We start from the raw sequence: 20,104 nt of genomic DNA, 5'->3' as shown, positions 1-20,104 counted from the left end.
ATAGGTCTAAACGCGCATGTCCTCAGCCACACATTCTCCTACCGTTCCTGCCCATCTGTTCGAACATCTTGAAACACTTATCAAGAAAGCCAAAAGCCTTGGCGCAGATGCAGCCGATGGCGTTTACGTTGAAAGCATGGGCGTTTCTGCCGCGATACGTAACGGCGAACTTTCAACACTGGAACGCAGCGAAAGCGCATCGCTTGGCCTTCGCGTTCTTATTGGCAAGAAACAGGCCTGCGTTGCCACGCATGACATTCACAAGGAACGCTTGAATGAAATGGTTGAGCGCGCTGTACACATGGCCAAGCTGGCGCCGGAAGATCCTTACGCCGGGTTGGCCGTGCAAGACCAGCTTGCCAAACACATTCCCGATTTGGATTTGTTTGATGGCGTTGAAATTGGCGCTGACCAACTGATTGCATCTGCCAAAACCATGGAAGAAGTTGTACGCGCTGTTCCCAAAGTCACCAATGTTGAAGAAAGCAATGCCAGCTGGGGCTTATCGGGGTTTGCATTTGTCACCAGCCATGGTTTTTCTGGCGGGTATCGCGGCACATCGCACGGGTTATCCATTGAAGTGGTGGCCGGAAAAGACACCCACATGGTACGCGATTACGATTATTGCAGCGCCCAGCACGCCAGCGATATGCGCACCCCGCAAGACGTGGCATTAGCAGCCGCTGCACGTACCGTAAGCCGTTTAGATGCACGCAAAATGCCAACTAAAAAAATTCCCGTTGTGTTTGCACCGCGCGTTGCCTCTTCCCTCCTTCGCAATCTGCTCAGCGCCATGAATGGCACCGCGATTGCACGCAAGGCTTCGTTCCTGATTGATGACATGGGTAAGTCTGTTTTCCCTGCGAATATCAATCTGATTGACGACCCGCTGATGAAGCGCGGACTGCGCTCCCGCCCGTTTGATGGCGAAGGCTTGCCAACACAGCGCATGGCTTTTGTTGAAAATGGCGTTTTAAAATCATGGATGATGAATTGCAGCGCGGCGCGCCAGTTGAATTTGAAAAGTACCGGTCATGCCAGCCGCGGTGTCGGTGGCATCCCCGGCATCAGTGCCAGCAATTTCTACATGGAAGCTGGCAAGGCAACGGCGGAAGAACTCATCGCCGATATTAAAGAAGGATTTTATGTCACCGAAACCATGGGGCATGGCGGCGACACCCTAACGGGTGATTACAGCCAGGGCGCGGCAGGCTTCTGGATTGAAAACGGAAAGCTTTCCTTCCCCGTGCATGAAATGACCATTGCCGGAAATTTAAAGCCGATGTTCCAGAATTTAAGCGCCGCGAATGATTTGACCCATCGCTACGGCGTGGATGCACCTACCTTGCGCATCGAAGGCATGACCGTAGCAGGCGAATAATCTTTTCGCCCGAGCGGTTGCGCCAGTTGCAGGGTCGGTTGTGCGAAGCACAGAGGCTTCGCAACAACAAGGCGCAGAGCGAATGGTGTAATATAGATTGTTGCAGGGGGCGCACTGCCCCACTACACTGGCGGCCATGCTGTCTTACCGCACCATCTGGCTATCCGACATCCATCTTGGCACCCGTGGGTGTCAGGCTGATTTACTGCTCGATTTCCTTTCGCACACCACCAGTAAAACACTGTATCTGGTTGGCGATATTGTTGATGGCTGGGAACTTAAGAAAAAATGGTTCTGGCCGGCATCCCATAATTCAGTTCTGCATTACTTCCTGAAATTGTCGCGCGAAGGCACGAAGGTTACGTATATCCCCGGCAATCATGATGAAATGTCGCGTGATTATCTGGGCAAAAGTTTTGGCGGCATTCCGGTTATCAATCAATTGGTTCACGAAACCGCCGACGGCAAGCGCATGCTGGTCATGCATGGTGACCAGTTTGATGCGGTGATGGGCTGTGCCAAATGGCTCGCCAAACTCGGCAGCATGGCTTATGGCATTGCCATCGCCATCAACTGGGTATTTAACACGGTGCGCAAAGCGCTGGGCCTTACCTATTGGTCGCTTTCTGCGTATCTAAAGCAAAAAGTCAAAGGCGCTGTTAAAGACATTAATGATTACGAGCATTTTCTTGCCGAAGAAGCGCGGCAGAACAAATGTGCAGGCATCATCTGCGGTCATATTCACCGCGCTGAAATTCGCACGGTTGAAGATGTGTTGTACTGCAATGATGGGGATTGGGTTGAATCCTGCACTGCATTGGTTGAACACCATGATGGCCGTCTTGAAATCATTCACTGGCCCACGCAGCGCTCACAATTATTGGCGCCCTCTTCACTGGAACCGGCATGAAACTCCTCATCGTATCTGATGCTTGGCATCCACAGGTGAACGGCGTTGTGCGTACGCTGGAAGAAACCATGCGCCAACTTGAAAAAATGGGCCACACGGTAAAAATGATTGGGCCAGAACCGGGCCTCTTCACCTTTCCTGCGCCCAGCTATCCGGAAATCAAATTGGAATTTTTTGCGGATAATCGCATTCGAAAAGTCATCAATCAGTTCCAGCCCGATTACATTCATATCGCCACCGAAGGCCCTTTGGGCATGGCCATGCGCCATATTTGCGTGCAACAAAAACGCCCTTATTCCACGGCCTATCACACCTGTTTTCCCGAATATCTTGAAAAGCGTGTCCCGGGGTTTTTTAAAGAAGCCGTCAAGCTCATTACCTACCAATTCATCAAGCGTGTGCATGTTCCATCCTGCACGGTGATGGTTTCAACACCCACCATCGAACACATGTTGCGCCAGCACCGCATCAGCAAAATCCGTCGTTGGTCGCGCGGGGTGGATACCACCATCTTCAAACCCTATGGCAAGGATTTTGCGCCGCTTAAGGACTTGCCGCGCCCGATTTTCATTTATGTGGGCCGCGTAGCGGTTGAAAAAAATCTCGATGCGTTTCTATCGTTGGATTTACCCGGCAGCAAAGTGGTGATTGGCGATGGCCCCGGCGAAGCGGATTTCAGGCATCGCTATCCAAACGTCCATTTCCTTGGTAAAAAAACCGGCGAAGATTTGGCGCGGCATTATGCGGCATCCGACGTGTTCGTGTTTCCATCGAAAACCGATACCTTTGGGTTGGTGCTTTTGGAAGCTGCCGCCTGCGGCCTAGCGGTTGCTGCTTACCCCGTGCAAGGCCCGATTGATGTCTTTGCCGATAGCGCAAAAACAGCAGGTTTTGTTGTATTACAGGATGATTTGCGTGAAGCGGCATTAAAAGCGGCGGCTTTAAAACCAGCCCCGGAATTGTGTCATGCTTTTGTTGCTGAAAACTATTCATGGGAAAATTGCACCAAGCAGTTTCTTGATAATCTGCAAGCCCCCACGCAATACGCGTTGCGACGTATTCGCCGCTTTGAACGCGCTATGGATTTTTTGCATGCAATGCACATCCGCATCAAAACGCTGCCAAAATTCTATCCAACCATTTACCGCACGCTTACTTTCTTAATTGCACCGCTGCTACCCATCTATCTTCATATCCGCGCTGCAAAGGGCAAGGAAGACATCAGCCGGTTACATGAACGGTTTGGTTATCCATCGGGCGTGCGACCCGTAGGAAAACTTATCTGGTGTCACGGTGCAAGTGTGGGGGAAGCATTATCGCTTCTGCCACTGCTTAACCGCTTAAATGAATTACCGCAGAAACCAGCTTTGCTGCTCACCACGGGAACAAAAAGCTCCGCGGAACTGCTCGCAACGCGCCTGCCAGCGAATGTGATTCATCAATACATTCCTGTTGATACCATGGAAGCCATGCGCCGTTTTGTGCGCCATTGGCAGCCAAATCTGGCGCTTTTGGTGGAATCGGAACTCTGGCCGAACATGATTGGCACACTGCGCGGCAAGAAAATTCCTGCCGCTCTTTTAAATGCGCGTATCAGTGAAAAATCCGCGCGCAACTGGGGCAATTATGCCGAGCTTTGGATAAAGGCATTACTGCGTGTCTTTACCGTTGTGTTGGCGCAAAGCGAACAGGATGCTGCTCGTTTCCGTGAACTTGGCGCAACCTCGGCGCGTAGCGTGGGTAATTTAAAAGGCGCCGCACAGCCATTGCCCGTGAATGAAGCCGATTTTGCAGCATTAAAGAAAGCGATTGGTAATCGTCCGCTTTGGGTCATGGCATCGACCCATGAAGGGGAAGAAGAAATTGCCTGCCGCATACATCAAAAATTGGTTGAGCAATTTCCTGATTTACTCACCATCATTGTACCGCGCCACCCTGCACGCGCTGATGTGATTATGGAGCGTATTGTTAAACCGCTAAAGCTAAACGGCCTGCGCCGTTCCACGCATCAATTACCGCTCGCGGATACCGCCGTTTATATCGCCGACAGTTTTGGCGAATTAGGCCTTTTTTACAAGGTTTCGCCGCATGTTTGCATCGGCGGCAGCTTTAGTAATACCGGCGGGCACAATCCCTTGGAAGCCGCGCATTTTGGCTGCGCGATTATGTTTGGCCCCGATATGCACAACTTTGAAGAAATGGCGCGCAACATTCTGGCATCTGGCGCAGCGCGGCAAGTATCAAATGAAGATGAGCTGGTAAGCACGCTGACCCTTTTGCTGCAAAATCCGTCTGAGCAAATGCAGCTCAGCATCAAAGCGAAAGCCTATGCCGATAACGAGCAACATGTGCTTGACCGCGTGATGATGGAATTGCAACCCTTGCTTAACACAACCTTGAACAGCTAGCTATGAAACTGACAGCGCCACATTTCTGGTTTGAAAAAAAAGGGGTTATCGCAACCATCCTGCATCCCTTTGCGGTACTCTATGCGGCTTTTGGTAATTATCTGCGCAGCCGCATAACACCGCAAAAAATGTCTGTGCCGGTTATTTGTATTGGCAATGTAGTGCTGGGCGGTTCAGGCAAAACGCCCATCGTGCAACTGCTTGCAAAACACCTGCAAAACCAGGGGTTTTCACCCCATGTGATTAGCCGCGGCTATGGCGGCTATTTAAAAGGCCCTGTGCGGGTAGATGCGCATCTGCACACGATTGGCGAAGTGGGCGATGAACCGCTGATGCTATCTTCCGCCGTTCCCGTTTGGGTCGCAAAGGATAAGGTCGCAGGGGCGAAGGCCGCCATCGCGGCAGGCGCAACGGTGCTGCTGCTGGATGATGGATTGCAAAATCCGACGCTGCATAAGGATATTTCGTTTCTTGTTATTGATGCTGTGCGCGGTCTTGGCAATGGCTGTGTTATTCCGGCAGGGCCACTTCGTGAAACGCTAGCAGAATCTCTTTCCAAAACCACGGCGGTGATTTGGGTTGCCAGCAATAATAAAAATGGAAACGACGAGACACTAAAAATACTTTCTGCACAAAAGCCGGTGATAAAGGCAACTTCCAAAACAGTATGCGATATTGATTTAATGAATGAGAATGTGCTGGCTTTTTGTGGCCTTGGCCATGCGCAGAAATTCTATGACGGCGTGAAGGCATTAGGTGCCAAGATTGTAAAAACGGTTGATTTTCCTGACCATTATGTGTGGAGCGCCTATGAAATCAGGAAATTGTTGGATGACGCCAAAAGTCTAAACGCGCGCTGCATTACCACCGCAAAAGACGCCGTGCGTATTCCGCAAAGTTTGCGTGAACACATCGAAATTTGCGATGTCGAGATTTCATTTAATGATCAAACCGCGCTTGATAAACAACTGCGCCAGCTTAAGCCTTAACCTTCTTATCACCATCCGCAAAGGTCAGCGTTAATTCGCTGGCCGGCCTTACATCCGCTGCACGCATGATGGTATGTCCCTGAGCATCACGGACCAATACAAACCCGCGCTTTAAAATGCTGTGATAGGAAAGACTTTCCAACAATTGTCCGGTTGCAACAAGCCGCTGCGTTTTCTTTTCAAACTGTATTTGCACAGCTTTATTCATGCGCCCGATTAGGCTTTCCAGCTTTTGCTTGCCATGCTGCACATTCTGTTTCAGCGGCAAAATATTCAACCCTGCTGCTAAACGCTGCAACCGCTGCTGTTGACGGCTCAGCATGTTCGTTACCGCTGTTGCCAAGCGCTCTGCCCTGTCATCCAGACGCTGCGCCAATGTTTCCATCAATACGCGTGGATGCGTTAGTTTTCCTGCCGCGCGTTCCAGTTGCAGTTTTTGTTTCTCGACACATCGTCGTGCCGCGCCATCCAACCGCATTCCCGTTTCGCGCAGCATCGCTAATAAATCCAGCCGCACGGGTACAGCCATTTCTGCTGCCGCTGTCGGCGTTGGCGCACGCCTGTCCGATGCGAAATCAATCATCGTGGTATCGGTTTCATGACCCACGGCAGAAATCAACGGAATGCGGCTATTGGCGGCAGCGCGCACTACAATCTCTTCATAAAAGGGCAGCATATCTTCCAATGAACCACCGCCGCGTGCAACAATCAGCACATCTGGAACGGGAATTTTATTCGCCATTCGCTCTGTTCCATCTGGCGATGGAACAACCGCTCGGGCGGAATCTAATAATGCATTAAAACCTGCAATCGCATTTGCAATCTGCACCGCTGCACCTTCACCCTGCACATTCACTGGCCACACCAGCACATGCACGGGGAAGCGTTCCGCCACACGGTGCAAAATATCCTTTATCACCGCACCGGTTGGCGATGTGATTACACCAATCACCTTTGGCATTTTGGGGAGTGGTTTTTTGCGGGCCTCGTCAAACAACCCTTCGGCTGCCAATTTCTTTTTGCGGTCTTCCAGCATTTTCATCAGCGCGCCAACGCCCGCTAATGCCATTTGCTCCGCGACAATCTGGTATTTTGACTGGCCGGGATAGGTGGTGAGACGCCCCTCCACTACCACTTCCATGCCTTCAACGGGTTTGACTTTTAAACGGCCGACTTGCCCCTTCCAGCACACGCCGGCAAGATTCGCGTTTTCATCCTTCAATGTGAAATACAAATGACCGGAGGTGTGAAGTTTGGGCTGCGAAATCTCGCCGCGCACGCGCACATGACCGAATTCTTCTTCCACGCTGCGCTTGAGCTGCGCGGAAAGTTCCGCAACTGTATATTCGGGAAGGTTGCTTCCGGCAATCGGTTGGTCAAGTAATGACATGAAGATGCAAGGTCTGTATTGAGTAATGCATTATATATAGCTAAAAGAAATGGACGATTTTTACCAGCCCCATAACGGTCAGGCATTAGCATTATGAACGTACTTATTATCGGCTCCGGCGGACGCGAACATGCCATTGCCTGGACTATCAGTAATTCACCCAATCTGACCAAACTCTACGCCGCGCCCGGAAATGCCGGTATTGCAGAGCTGGCGATTTGTTTGCCGATCAGCGTTGAAGACAATGCGGCAATTGTACGCGCAGCGCATGAACATTCCATCGACTTTGTGATTGTCGGGCCAGAAGTACCATTGGTAAATGGCCTTGTTGATGAACTTGAAAAAACCGGCATACCCGCCTTTGGCCCGCATGCCAATGCCGCGCAGCTGGAAGGCTCCAAAGGCTTCATGAAGGATTTATGCGCAAGGGCCAATGTTCCTACCGCCCGTTATGCGCGTTTTACGGATATTACCAAAGCCAAAGCATATGTCGAAGAACACGGCACGCCTATCGTTATCAAAGCTGATGGCCTTGCCGCAGGTAAAGGCGTAACCGTTGCCATGACCAAAGCCGAAGCCTTACAGGCGATTGATGATGCGATGCTGCATAGCGCGTTTGGCAAGGCCGGTGCAGAATTAGTGATTGAAGAATTCATGGAAGGCGAGGAAGCGAGTTTCTTCGCGCTATGTGATGGCGAAACCGCCATCATGTTCGCCCATGCGCAAGACCACAAACGTGCCTTTGATCATGATGAAGGTCCCAATACCGGTGGGATGGGCGCTTATTCGCCCGCACCCATTGTTACACCCGCCATGCAAGAAGATATTATGCAGCGTATTATTCTTCCCACCGCAAAGCAAATGGCAAACGATGGCACGCCATTTCGCGGGGTACTGTTTGCAGGGCTGATGATTACGAACGAAGGGCCTAAACTTATCGAATATAACGCTCGCTTTGGTGACCCCGAAACGCAAGCGATGTTGCCACGTTTAAAATCCGATTTCTTGGATGTGCTGTATAAAACCGCAACAGGACAATTAAAAGATGTAAAGTTGGAATGGCATGACAGTGCTGCACTGTGTGTTGTGATGGCTGCAAAAGGGTATCCTGGCAGCTATCAAAAAAACACCGTGATCAAAGGCCTTGATAAAGCTGCTGATCTTCCCAATGTCGTGGTGTTCCACGCTGGCACGCTGAATAATAACGGCGCGGTTGTTGCCAATGGCGGGCGCGTGCTGGGCGTAACGGGCTTCAGCCAGAATTTAAAACAGGCGCAGCATTACGCATATTTGGCAGTTGATCATATCGACTGGGATGAAGGATTTTGCCGCCGCGATATTGGCTGGCGCGCACTAAAATAAAATTATCCTATTTAGTGTTAGGTTTAACCTGCGTGCGGGCTTGCCAAGCGCGTTCGCGGGCACGCATATCCGCCTGTACACGCAAAATGACATCCAGCGTTTCGTTTGCCGCGCTTCCTTCCGGCGCTGCGATTTCCTTGCGCACCGCATCGATAAAGGATTTGGTGATATGCCTATCCCATCCGCTGGCATTTGCACTCGCCAATATATTGGCGAGCCGTTGTGCTCTTTCAGGGTATCCTTTGCATGCACGTGCCAACAAAAACATATCGCGTTGAAACGTGGTCGTTGTTACACGCTTTGTCGGCTGCAACTCTGCATCCAGCTTGATTAACTGCGAGATGCGCAGATTGCTGTTCATGTTTGAAGTAAAGCTCGTATCCGCCATATAAACCGCGGTTAAATGCGTTATATGCGGCATGATGTTTTGTTTGAGCAATTCGGTGTTGGTTTGCGCCAGCGCTGCCGCAAATACTGCATCGCCTGAAAAATCATCCACTAATTTATAAAATGCTTCAGGTTTTTTTACCGTTGCTTTCAGCAATTCGGTATATACGCCTTGCATTTCGGTTGCTTGCGCAGGCGTCAAGCGTTTGGAACGAGCCACGGTAAAGGTACGCGGAATACGTCTCCCGGGTGTCATATACTGCTTTAAATATATACCCTGCATGATTTTTGGAGTCATAATACTTGCTACCGCTTCATCCCAAATCGGCGATAACATGCGCTGCGCCAAGGTATCGCTCATTCCGGCAAAACGCTGCTGCGCCGCCAGTTCATAGGTATGATCCATCACTATCATGGCGGTCTGCGGGTCATCGACTTTAATTGCATCGATGAACAAATCACGTAACGCCTCACCGACATCTTTATCCACGCGCAAGCCCAGTTTTAATAAATGCGACACGGGTGATTTTTCGCGCGCGATGGATAAGAACGGGCTTACCACCACTTGAAAATCACGAATACCGTCCATGGTGAGAAAACCTTGCATATCCTTTGATGTGAATTTTGCTTTTTTTAATTCATTGTCCAGCACGCTCAAGGCTTCATCGCTATACGCATAAGCAGTCAATAATTCATAGCCCAAAATGGCGGTAATAAATCCGTTTGCAGGTGTACTTTGTGTTTCGCCATGTTCATCGGTTGTTGTAACCACCAGTTGCGCAGCTATCGCGGCTCCCAAATCTTTTTGAAATGCGTCTCTTTCATCTTTCGACAGGCTGGCCTGACTCTTTTGCAATAATTTGCCAAGACGGCTTATGCCCAAACCAAATGTCGTATTTGCACCGCGAAACGGGCTATAGAAGGTCACACGGGTGTCATACGCCACATAATGCGATGCGAGCAGTAAAAACATATGCGCATCGCCGCGTTGCACCAGTTCATCAGCCAAAATTTCAACCCATTGAATGGTTTGTTGTTTGGCTTTGCGGGTGGTTTTTTTGTCGTCATATTGTCTGAACAAACTTGCCAGATATTGCGGGCGTGGCGGGTCATCGCCCCAGCCCAACAATGCGGTTTGCCATTCTTGCGCGGGAATGACCTTTGCAAAATTCTTGCGCTTCCTATCCAGTTCTTCAAGGCGGTGAAACACCTCTTCTTCGGCAATATCGGTGCTGTAAGATGGCGGCGCAGGACGTTGGGTATTTTGCGCGCGCGCCGATTGCGCAGCAAGCGTCATGCTCACTGCCATTCCCACGATCACAAAACCCTGTTTAATACCAACCATTCGAATTCCTTAAAATATGCCAAGGAATGTACTGGCTGGGGGCATGGGCAGGCAAAGCCAATAATGCTTTCGCGCGTTTTTATTAGGGAATTCGTTAAAGAATAAACTTCGATAAATCGGCGTTTTTGGCCAATGCGCCAACTTTTTCCTGCACGGTCTTGGCATCAATCGTCACGGTCTCGCCCTTGCGCTCGCTCGCATCAAAGCTGATATCTTCAAGCAGCCGTTCCAAAACGGTATGCAAACGGCGCGCGCCGATATTTTCAACCGTCGCGTTGATCTCGGCGGCAAGTTTGGCAAGCGCATCCACCGCATCGCCGGTAATCGTCAACGTCAAGCCTTCGGTTTCCATGAGTGCCTTATACTGGCGCACCAGATTGGCCTGCGTATCGGTCAAAATCTGGCGTAAATCCTGTTGCGTAAGGGCGGAAAGTTCCACGCGAATAGGCAAACGCCCCTGCAATTCCGGCAAGAGGTCGGATGGTTTGGCGATATGGAATGCGCCCGAGCAAATGAACAACACATGGTCGGTCTTTACCATGCCGTATTTGGTTGAAACAGTTGTGCCTTCAATCAAGGGCAATAAATCGCGTTGCACGCCTTCGCGTGACACATCGCCGCCGCCGCGGAATTCGCTGCGCGCCGCGATTTTATCGATTTCATCAATAAAGACGATGCCACGCTGTTCTACCGCTTCCACTGCGCTTGCAACCATCTTGTCTTGATCCAGCAGCTTATCGGCTTCTTCCTGAACCAGTGCTTCGCGCGCTTCTTTTACGTGCATGCGCTTGGTTTTGGTGCGCCCGCCGCCAAATTGTTTGCCGAACATATCACCCAGATTCAGCATGCCCATTTGCGCGCCGGGCATACCGGGCACGTCCACCGTGGGCATCGAAAGCGGGCTGTCATCATTCAGTTCAATTTCAACGTCGCGCTCTTCCAGCTCGCCATTCTTCAGCATGGCGCGGAATTTCTGTTTGGTTTCCGCGCTGGCGCTTTCTCCCACCAATGCTGCAATAAGACGTTCTTCGGCCAGTTTTTCGGCTTTTGCCATTACGTCTTTGCGGGATTTTACTTTTGCTTGCGCAACCGCGCTTTCCATCAAGTCACGAATAATCTGTTCAACGTCGCGGCCCACATAGCCAACTTCGGTGTATTTGGTTGCCTCCACCTTGATGAATGGCGCATCGGCGAGCTTTGCCAGCCGGCGCGCAATCTCGGTCTTGCCAACGCCGGTTGGCCCGATCATCAGGATGTTTTTGGGCAAAACCTCATCGCGCAAATCATCGGGCAATTGCTGGCGGCGCCAACGGTTGCGCAAGGCAACCGCTACCGCGCGTTTGGCATCGCCCTGCCCGATAATGTGCTTATCAAGTTCGGCAACAATTTCTTTGGGGGTGAGTTCGGTCATACCCTTTAAATAGGTCAGAGATAATTCTTGGCAAGCTCTTCTGCGATTTGCACCGCATTTAACGCTGCGCCTTTGCGTAAATTATCGGAGACGATCCACATGGAAAGACCGTTTTCAACCGTAATATCCTCGCGGATACGGGAAACATAAGTCGCATCTTCCCCTGCCACTTCAACGGGGGTCACATACCCATCGGCAGATAAATGGTCGGTCACCACAACGCCCGGTGCCTTCTTAAGCAACGCAACGGCTTCCTTTGCGGAAATGGGATTTTCAAATTCCACATTTACCGCTTCCGAATGTGCAATAAATACCGGTACGCGCACGCAGGTTGCCGTGACCTTGATTTTGGGATCAAGAATTTTTTTGGTCTCCACAACCATCTTCCATTCTTCTTTGGTGTATCCATCTTCCATGAACACATCGATTTGCGGAATGACGTTGAATGCGATTTGTTTCGGGAATACTTCGCGCTTCAACGCGTCGTTGACAAACACCGCGCGGGTCTGGGTGAACAGCTCATCCATCGCCTCTTTGCCGCCGCCCGATGTCGATTGGTAGGTTGCAACGACAATGCGTTTGATTTTTGCAGCGTCATGCAACGGCTTTAACGCCACCAGCATCTGAATGGTGGAGCAATTGGGGTTCGCAATAATATTGCGTTTGGTGTATCCGGCAATCGCAGCCGGATTCACTTCGGGCACAATGAGCGGCACATCAGGGTCCATGCGGAAATGCGATGTGTTATCAATCACAACACAGCCCGCCTGTCCTGCGCGCGGCGCGAAATCAGCTGAAATTTTTGCACCCGCAGATGAAAGGCAAATATCGGTGCCCTTAAAATCATAGGTTGCAAGATCTTGTACGGTCAAAACCTTATCTTCGCCGAATGATACTTCACTGCCCGCGGAATTTTTTGAAGCAAGCGCGACCACTTCGCTCACCGGAAATTGGCGATCCGCAACAATCGAGAGCATCTCTTTACCAACAGCGCCCGTGGCACCCACAACCGCGACTTTATATGCTTTTTTACCCATGACATTATTCCCTGAAGATAAGTAAGGGCGCTAAAAAACCATGAAAAACAAGCTAACGCAAGGCCTTCTTCAGCGCTGCGCAAGCTATGCCTTGAATGTTAATTCAGGGCCTTTATTAGCATTATGTGAAGATTTACCTGATAGTTTAACACTTCAGAGCACCCCATGGCCATTGATTATACAAAATATGTCACGCGCAACCTGCTTGCACAAATAGCCGTGCATGAAGGATTTTATGCGCGCGCATCGGGTGATAGGTCTGGTACCCAAATCGGTTTCGGCTACAACCGCGGCGCTGAAACGCGTTCTCAAGCAAGCGGGGTGCTTGGCACGAATATCACTTCGAAAGCGCTAATCGATCACAATCAGGCAATATCCCTAACCGCTCATAAAATCGGTCAGAAGATAGAAAGCTTTATCGTACCACATATCGGTCTCGACAAGTTTGACAAGCTGTCACCCAACATGCAATCAGCGGTGCTGGATACGCTCTACAACCTCACTGACAGATCTGCTGTCAAATTTGCAAAAAAGATTTCCGACTATATCACGAGCGACCGTATCGCAGGCATACCCGCCTATATCGCAAATGCCTATACCATGCCCGGCACCGATTACCACACGGGGCTAAGCCGGCGTCGGCAAGATGCATTCCGGCTTGCGATATTACCCGAGGGTCAAACCTTCGTGCCGGGAAATGGCCGTGTTACCAATCATACAACCGGAGAAACCATCGCCCTGAATGATATTTTCACCGGCCCTGCAATAACGAATGGCATCGCGCTGGCATCGGCAGGCCCCACTGCAAAATCGCAACCCCGAATGATAACCTGACCTTTAAGGGTTGGGGCTAAGCAGGATCATCAATGCCTGGCAGGCTGTTGAATGGAAAGCTGTCCGCCATTTTTCTGACGCGGGCAGGCCGCATTAAAAATGCATATTGCTTGCTGTGACGCGCCGCGACATCTTTTGTTTTAAGCATCGTATAAATACACCATGTGCCAAACCCCATCGCCAGATCACGCTTCTGTTCGTCATGCGTTACACCTGCACATAATTCTGTTGATACGATTTTTGCGCGGTTCAACCACGGGCATGCACGGCGATGTTGCTGCACATGGTCTTTACCCGGGTGAACTTCCATGCCGCCGCGATGAATGGTTTTGTCCCAGCCTTGCGTAAAATCCTGCTGGGTTACCGGCAATGAATAATCTGGCGCGATACTACGGTCCTTGGTGATGCGGTCATGGTAGCTGATGGCAATATATGTTGCGGGCCCTGATATAAATTCACCCCTATAAAATGCTTCGGACAAAGCACGCACTGCTTTACGCGCAATCTTACGTTGCTCAGGCAGCAACTGCGCATCGACCGCGATCATCTTGTCCAGCTGCGAAAGAAATTCGATATGCGCCACTTGCATCAACACACATGCCGCAAGAATTTCAGGATGATGCTTTACGAATTCACGCATAAACACGGTTTCGGGATGCCCGTGTTTTGTCCGAAAAACATCATATCCCGGTTCTTTGTTGAGCGGGCGCATTTCATATCCCTGTTTATGCGCTTCATCATATTCATTTGCTTTGGCATAAACCGTTTGCATTTGGTGGCTGAATATTGCCATCACCATGGGCGAGAAGCTGCGGGTCATGGCTTGTTCGATCCATTCCTTTGAAAATGGCATGATTGCATGCAGTGGCATGTAGATATCGAAGGCCAAAACACGCGAGCGATGATTGATCATCGTGGTGCGCATATCCAGCCTTCGGGATGTAAAGAAATATCCGGGATAGATACCGGGTTCACCCAGCACTTCCTTGAATGCGCCCGCCTTTTCCAATCCGGCAATGATATCGGCATATACCTGTTTCATGCCGCGAGCATAACATCACTGCATGAAACTAAATCGCGTTTTAAAGGGGGTTTTAACGGTTTTTGGCGCGTTCCACGCTAATCATCAAAGGGGTGGAGCGGATGCCCGCCATGATGGTGGTTAAATGCTGCACGTTGGAAACTTCCACATCCACAAACACATCAAAGAAATCGACGCTGCGGTTGGTGATCTTCAAATTGGTAATGTTGCCATTGGCTTTGCTGATCGCGCCGGTCAAATTCGCCAATGCGGATGGCAAATTGGCGATCACCACATTCAAACGCCCGATGACATTTCCGGCATGGAACGCGCTGTCATCCCAGGCAACGTCAATCCAGCGTTCGGGCTGGTTTGCAAAACTTTCCAGCGTTTCGCAATCGGTTGTATGAATGGTCACGCCTTTACCTGTTACCACAATTCCTACGATGCGATCGCCGGGCAGCGGGTGGCAACAGCGCGCATAATGCACCGCCATGCCGGGAATTAGCCCGCGCAGCGTAAGCGGTTTGGTCTTTTTATCTTTTTCTTTTTCCGCAGCCTTATCGGTTTTCTTGGCAGGCTTTTCAGGCTGCTTGGGCTGATGCTGCGGATAAAGCGCGCGCAACACATCCCGCGCGGAATGCAACGATGCGCCAATATTGGCATATAAATCATCCAAATCTTCGGCCTGGAATTTGCCAACCACTGCTTCCAGTTCTTTTTCGTGGAAAGGTAAGCCTTCTTCAGCAAATAATTTTTGCAGCATGGGCTTGCCCAGCGCTACATATTCGCCGCGCTGTTGCTGGCGCACAAACCGGCGGATATGCGAGCGCGCTTTTGCCGAAACCACAAAGCGTTCCCATGCGGGTGACGGTGCACCGGTCTTCGAGGTGATGATTTCAACCTGATCGCCGTTACGCAAAGATGTGCGCAGCGGCACCATTCGTCCGTTCACTTTTGCGCCCACGCATTTATCGCCCACCTTGCTGTGCACGGCATAGGCAAAATCTACCGGTGTTGAACCACGTGGCAGCGCAATCAAATCACCCTTGGGCGAAAAGCAGAATACCTGATCCTGAAACAGTTCAAGACGGGTGTAATCAAGAAATTCTTCAGGACGTTGTGCGCTTTCCACAATATCCAGTAATTCACGTAGCCAGCGGTATTGGCGGCCATCGGTCTTTTCATCATTCTGCTTATACGCCCAGTGCGCAGCCACACCCAGTTCGGCAACTTCATCCATGTGCTTAGTGCGGATTTGGATTTCCACGCGTTGCTTTAATGGTCCGATTACGCCCGTGTGCAAACTTTGATAGCCGTTGGGTTTGGGCGTGGAGATAAAATCCTTGAAACGGCCCGGCACCACTGAATACTGGCTGTGGATGATGCCCAGCGCATGATAGCAATCGGCGTTGCTGTCCACAATGATGCGGAAGGCAATGATGTCCGATAGCTGCTCGAACACAATATTCTTGCGCTGCATCTTCTTCCAAATCGAATACGGCGTTTTTTCACGGCCAATAACCTTGGCTTTCAATCCCGCCTTATCCATCACGCCTTGCAAATCGGTAATAATCGAATTGACGACATCGCTTCCTTCGCTGCGCAGGAAGTTAAGGCGCGCCAAAATACTGTCGCGCGCTTCGGCATGCAGCACAGAAAACGCCAGATCCTCCAGCTCTTCCTGCATTTGCTTGATCCCCATGCGCTGGGCCAGCGGCGCATAGATTTCCAGCGTTTCCATCGCTTTCATGCGGCGCTTTTCGGGTTTTTTCACATGGTGAATGGTGCGCATGTTATGCAAGCGGTCAGCAAGCTTGACCAGCAACACGCGAATGTCTTCCGCCATCGCCACGACAAGCTTGCGGAAATTTTCGGCCTGTTGCGCTTTTTCACTTTGGAATTCAAGGCGCGAGAGTTTGGTTACACCTTCCACCATATGCGCAACTTCAGTGCCAAACAATTCCGTCAGCTGTTCTTTGGTCGCGCCGGTATCTTCAATCGTGTCATGGAGCAGCGCGGTTGCAATCGATGCGCTATCCAGTTTCATCTCCGTCAAAATACTCGCAACTTCCAAAGGATGCGAGAAATAGGGATCACCGGAATGACGCATTTGTGTGCCATGCGCTTTCATGGAAAACACATACGCCTTGTTCAATAATTCTTCATCCACTTTGGGGTCGTATGCGCGCACACGGTCCACAAGTTCATATTGGCGGATCAGCGGCTTTTTCGGACGCGGGGCCACAGGCGCAGCGGCAGGTTCTGCGCTTATAGGTTCGGGCTGTGGTTTTGTGTCGTCCGGTGTCATTTGCATAAAATAGCGGGTTTGCCCCATAAAACTAGGCGTTAAAACTAGCCATTCGATATTAACATATCGTTGAGATTAGTGCATGGCCTGAATAAGGCCTTTAGCGCCATCGGCAATAAATTGAATGGCCATGGCTGCCAATAAGATACCCATCAGCCGCGCCATGATTTGAATACCGCCAGACCCCAGCACGGTCTTTAACCGCTGCACGGCCTTCATGCACACATAGGATGCAATAACTGCCAGCGCCATCGCGGCATAGACTTGCAACTGGTCAAACCATGCATGCGATTTATTGGTAAGCAGGATAATCGCCGTGATACAGCCAGGGCCAGAAAGCAGCGGAATGGCAAGCGGGAATACCGCAATATCCCCGCGATCGGAATAGACCGAACCATCCTTTTGAATATTTTGCTGGTCATGGTCACCCATCAGCATGCGAAAAGCCGTGACAAATAACAACAATCCGCCGGCGATGCGGAACGCATCCAGCGTGATGCCCAGCATCGAAAGCACAACAGAACCCATGACACCAAAAAACAACAATACGCCCGCACCAACCATGCAGGATTTTTTGGCAATCGCTTCGGCTTCGCTATGGGCAAGGCTGGCCGTCAACGCGCCATAGACCGCCGCAGTGCCCAGCGGGTCGATGATCACGGTAAGAGTTACTAGCGCGGAGAGGAAGGTTTCCATGGCTTGGATTGTAGTCCAAGACGCTTAAGAATTGTATTAATTTTTCGTTTTGCAATATCGGTTGTTACGTTCTCCAACATCGCATTGAGGGATTCTTCACTATGTTTGGGCGGCATCATGGGGTAGCCGATAACTTTCCCGCGGCGCAACTGTTTGACCGCACGCGGAACATTGGCATGGATCTTAATGGTGCAACCATCAATATCATCGATCAACGCATCAGGCGACAAACACACCAATTCCGGTAATTCGGTGTGTTCCGTATCGCGCCAGCTTCTATGTCCGCGATATGCTGTTGCACCACTGCAATACAATCCAAGATCCTGATTGATTTCAAACGCCACATCGCGAATGCGCGTACCTTTGTTGAATTCAAGGATCTCGCCATCGGGCGTGAACAGATACGCCTTGCTGCGGGCGGTAACTTGGGTTTGCGCATTTTCCCATGCCGCTTCGCCGCGAATGGTTTCCGATTTAAACCGGTTATGCGCCCACTTGCCGTATTCCGCTTCGAAATGCACCGTTGGCGTGCGGAAGATCACTTCAATCGGCACGTCCAATTCATCAATACCTAATTCGGGCAGCGATACTTTTTTGGAAAGACCTACATGCAAACTGCGGTAAGAGCGCCGCCCGCGTGGCTTTTCAAAATAGTTTTTGCGGCGCGCAGGCAATACAGAATAGCCCAGCCTGCTTAGCGGCAATCCTTGTGTGCAACCCATGGTCAAGAATTCCGCGCCCATCACGCAAGCGTGTTTATGTGCATGCCACGGCTTGTGCGGTTCATCGACGATCAACCCTTTTTCAATCAGCGGCTTTTCGTCCATAATCACTGCGAATGCAAATAGATCATATACCTCCTTCAACACCTCCTGAAGCAAAATGCGTAAACGCGCCGTGGGGTCATTGCCGATTTGCAATGCATGTTTTTTGAAAAAATCTTCCGGATCAATTCCATCGCCGATCAATTTCGTACATATCGATACAACTGATTTTTTAAGTCGCTCTTTTATGTAAAATCCGCCTTCAACATCCTCAAGGCTGAATTTACGCTCAAGCCCGGTGCTCGGCCCTGCCAAATGGGTGCTGAGATAATCAATCACGTCGTTTAGCGGATTGCCGTCTTTGCCCACGGCATTTGCCAGAATCTCCAGGGATTGCTCGATTGCCTTATACGTTTCAGGATAGAATGTACGATAGTACAAATTTCCAAAGTCATAATAAAAACGGCGAAGCCCGTGATTATTTGCCATCTGCGCATGCACGTACCAGCTTTCTTTAATGCGTGCCTTATCTATGTCGCTTGCATGATCTGGATCAATGTCCTGTAACAATACCCACCGGTCTGCAATGCGTATCGCCTGGCTGGATGGCACAGGATTACGGCTATCAACATAGCGCACAAAAATACTGGTTTGTTTTTCTTCCAGCGTTTGTTGCGGTTTGGCCTTTGCACCGGGGTTGATTTTCTTCTCTTGGCGAATAGCAGCAAAATGCGCTTTGCGTGCTTCGTTGCTTGCATCGAATTTTTGTTGCAATTTTCGGCTGACTTTCGGCATATCCGTATAGGCTTCTTGCAAAGCAAAACGGACCATGCGCTGAACATCTGCATTGTACTTCAATGCGATGTCTTCCAGTTTTTTCAGATACGCATCTTCGGAAAGCAGTTCTTTTTTAACGCGGCTGTAAATCAGGCTGGCGATAATGATTTCCAGACTTTGTTTTTCTTCAATTAAAATTCCTGCGACCTTGAAGGGGTCACTGAACAAGCGGTTACTTACTACATCTGTGACGGGAAATTGCACCGCTTCATTGATTGCATTCCTAAGCCATGCTTGCTGCCGTGGTGAAAGCTCGCCCGCATAGGACACAATGCCATCATGCAGCGTTTTATATATGCTTTTTTCATCCAAGGGATAGAGAGCCATACCCTTAGCTTACACACAAAACCAGCAAATAAAAAAACCCCGCATTTTGCGGGGTTTTAACTTGGTTAAAACGTCGTGGTGTGACGCTTGACCTTATTCCTTAAGATCATCGGGTGATGCGTCTTCGAATTGAACTTCGTTCAATTCTTCATCGGCTGCGCCTTCTTCATCATCTTCTTCATCTTCATCAGCGCCAGCCATGCCTTCGGCCATTGCTGCGGCAGCGGTTGCCCATTTTTGTTCTTCCGCCATCAATTCCTTTAGTTCTTCTTCGCTGCTGTCACTGTCAACGCGGCGTTGGTAACCTTTCACAAGGCTTTCCTTCATGCCCTCAAGGCTGAGTTTTTCTTCAGCAATCTCGCGAAGCGCTACCACCGGATTTTTATCGCGGTCGCGGTCAACGTGCAGCGCTGCGCCAGATGCGATTTCGCGTGCGCGCTGTCCAGCCATCATCACCAATTCAAAACGATTAGGAACAAGTAAAATGCAATCTTCAACGGTAACGCGTGCCATCGGGCGACATCCTGTAATATGAAGTGGTTATTAAGGGTTTTGATAATGACCAGAATGGTTTTTGTAAACAACTAATTCAATGGGGCGGGTTTAGGGCAGCTTGCGCTTCATTAAAAAACAGGGTAATGCTATGAACAGATTGGGTTTTCGGAAATAAAAATCAAAAAAAGTAAATATCCGG

General features: G+C 50.2%; 15 protein-coding genes. 6 read left to right on the top strand and 9 right to left on the bottom strand.

Annotated features, from left to right (window positions below; translation table 11 throughout):
- The first annotated feature begins 16 nt into the window (after window positions 1-16).
- From SFW65_02595 to lpxK, 4 genes are all read left to right on the top strand, one after another.
- Complete coding sequence (locus tag SFW65_02595; GenBank protein ID MDX1922003.1) at window positions 17-1,381, top strand: TldD/PmbA family protein; 1,365 nt, start codon at window positions 17-19, stop codon at window positions 1,379-1,381.
- Window positions 1,382-1,517: 136 nt separating this feature from the next.
- Window positions 1,518-2,291, top strand: coding sequence for a UDP-2,3-diacylglucosamine diphosphatase (locus tag SFW65_02590; protein MDX1922002.1), 774 nt, complete (start codon window positions 1,518-1,520; stop codon window positions 2,289-2,291).
- Window positions 2,288-4,699 (top strand): glycosyltransferase N-terminal domain-containing protein, encoded by a 2,412-nt coding sequence (locus tag SFW65_02585; protein ID MDX1922001.1) that lies wholly within the window; start codon window positions 2,288-2,290, stop codon window positions 4,697-4,699. The genes SFW65_02590 and SFW65_02585 overlap by 4 nt, the downstream gene beginning before the upstream one ends.
- A 2-nt stretch (window positions 4,700-4,701) precedes the next feature.
- The gene (gene lpxK, locus SFW65_02580; GenBank protein MDX1922000.1) at window positions 4,702-5,688 is read left to right on the top strand and encodes a tetraacyldisaccharide 4'-kinase; all 987 of its coding nucleotides are present in this window, start codon (window positions 4,702-4,704) and stop codon (window positions 5,686-5,688) included.
- Here lpxK and xseA read toward each other — a convergent pair.
- The gene (gene xseA, locus SFW65_02575; GenBank protein MDX1921999.1) at window positions 5,678-7,078 is read right to left on the bottom strand and encodes an exodeoxyribonuclease VII large subunit; all 1,401 of its coding nucleotides are present in this window, start codon (window positions 7,076-7,078) and stop codon (window positions 5,678-5,680) included. The genes lpxK and xseA overlap by 11 nt on opposite strands.
- 93 nt (window positions 7,079-7,171) lie before the next feature.
- Here xseA and purD point away from each other — a divergent pair, with 93 nt between their 5' ends.
- Complete coding sequence (gene purD, locus SFW65_02570) at window positions 7,172-8,440, top strand: phosphoribosylamine--glycine ligase (protein ID MDX1921998.1); 1,269 nt, start codon at window positions 7,172-7,174, stop codon at window positions 8,438-8,440.
- A gap of 7 nt (window positions 8,441-8,447) precedes the next feature.
- Here the strand turns inward: purD and SFW65_02565 are convergent, their stop codons facing one another.
- The 3 genes from SFW65_02565 to SFW65_02555 form a co-directional block, all read right to left on the bottom strand.
- On the bottom strand, window positions 8,448-10,172 hold the full coding sequence (locus SFW65_02565) for a hypothetical protein (GenBank protein MDX1921997.1): 1,725 nt from the start codon (window positions 10,170-10,172) through the stop codon (window positions 8,448-8,450).
- 94 nt (window positions 10,173-10,266) lie between these two features.
- Window positions 10,267-11,583, bottom strand: a complete 1,317-nt coding sequence (gene hslU / locus SFW65_02560) for an ATP-dependent protease ATPase subunit HslU (protein MDX1921996.1) — start codon at window positions 11,581-11,583, stop codon at window positions 10,267-10,269.
- A 14-nt stretch (window positions 11,584-11,597) separates the two neighbouring features.
- Window positions 11,598-12,620 carry an aspartate-semialdehyde dehydrogenase gene (locus SFW65_02555; protein MDX1921995.1) on the bottom strand — a complete coding sequence of 341 codons (1,023 nt, stop codon included), beginning with the start codon at window positions 12,618-12,620 and terminating at the stop codon, window positions 11,598-11,600.
- A gap of 165 nt (window positions 12,621-12,785) precedes the next feature.
- Here SFW65_02555 and SFW65_02550 point away from each other — a divergent pair, with 165 nt between their 5' ends.
- Window positions 12,786-13,454, top strand: a complete 669-nt coding sequence (locus tag SFW65_02550) for a hypothetical protein (protein ID MDX1921994.1) — start codon at window positions 12,786-12,788, stop codon at window positions 13,452-13,454.
- Window positions 13,455-13,470: 16 nt separating this feature from the next.
- Here SFW65_02550 and SFW65_02545 read toward each other — a convergent pair whose 3' ends face one another.
- From SFW65_02545 to rpoZ, 5 genes are all read right to left on the bottom strand, one after another.
- Window positions 13,471-14,496 carry a hypothetical protein gene (locus SFW65_02545; GenBank protein MDX1921993.1) on the bottom strand — a complete coding sequence of 342 codons (1,026 nt, stop codon included), beginning with the start codon at window positions 14,494-14,496 and terminating at the stop codon, window positions 13,471-13,473.
- 52 nt (window positions 14,497-14,548) lie between these two features.
- Window positions 14,549-16,699, bottom strand: coding sequence for a bifunctional (p)ppGpp synthetase/guanosine-3',5'-bis(diphosphate) 3'-pyrophosphohydrolase (locus SFW65_02540; protein ID MDX1921992.1), 2,151 nt, complete (start codon window positions 16,697-16,699; stop codon window positions 14,549-14,551).
- Window positions 16,700-16,861: 162 nt separating this feature from the next.
- A complete protein-coding gene (locus SFW65_02535) occupies window positions 16,862-17,482 on the bottom strand; it encodes a MarC family protein (protein ID MDX1921991.1) in 621 nt (206 codons plus the stop codon).
- Window positions 17,458-19,410, bottom strand: coding sequence for a hypothetical protein (locus tag SFW65_02530; protein MDX1921990.1), 1,953 nt, complete (start codon window positions 19,408-19,410; stop codon window positions 17,458-17,460). Before SFW65_02530 ends, SFW65_02535 begins: the two co-directional genes overlap by 25 nt.
- Before the next feature lie 93 nt (window positions 19,411-19,503).
- Window positions 19,504-19,923 carry a DNA-directed RNA polymerase subunit omega gene (rpoZ, locus tag SFW65_02525; protein ID MDX1921989.1) on the bottom strand — a complete coding sequence of 140 codons (420 nt, stop codon included), beginning with the start codon at window positions 19,921-19,923 and terminating at the stop codon, window positions 19,504-19,506.
- Window positions 19,924-20,104: the final 181 nt, after the last annotated feature.

This window comes from Alphaproteobacteria bacterium (genome assembly GCA_033762625.1).
Classification (GTDB): Bacteria; Pseudomonadota; Alphaproteobacteria; order UBA9219; family RGZA01; genus RGZA01.
The sequence above is the reverse complement of the archived record's forward strand: the minus strand, read 5'-3'. Positions and strand labels throughout refer to the sequence as shown.